Origin of the sequence: Psychrobacter sp. DAB_AL32B (genome assembly GCF_002224105.1) — a bacterium.
Classification (GTDB): domain Bacteria; phylum Pseudomonadota; class Gammaproteobacteria; order Pseudomonadales; family Moraxellaceae; genus Psychrobacter.
In genome coordinates this window covers 1-302 of sequence record NZ_NEXU01000185.1, presented here as the reverse complement: position 1 = coordinate 302, position 302 = coordinate 1, and the positions used below count along the sequence as shown (strand labels likewise).

The following is a 302-nucleotide window of genomic DNA, read 5'->3' as shown; positions in this document are numbered from 1 at the left end:
TTCAAGGTTTCATCAATAATTTGTGCGCTGCTTTTAAATGCTGTTAATGAGTCATTAGCACTCTTCATGGCTGCCGTGGATTGCAAGTGCGCCTGCTTGGCATCGAGAAGCGTTTCACTTAGCTCAGTGCCCAGTTTTAGCTGTCTTTGTCCTGCATCATTGACCCACGCTGACTCATGCTCGGTCTGGTTGTGTCTGATACCGAAAGTGGAGAGCAGTACGCCAGACTCACCAGTGATTTGCAAGCTATGATCGCTTGCCAGATTAATCCCTTGGCCACTGGTTGATGATTGATGATTGCT

1 protein-coding gene is annotated in these 302 nt (G+C 47.4%); it reads right to left on the bottom strand.

The features are described 5' to 3' along the window. A partial coding sequence (locus tag CAN34_RS14340) for a hypothetical protein (protein ID WP_165767667.1) occupies positions 1–302 on the bottom strand: 302 nt, incomplete at both ends.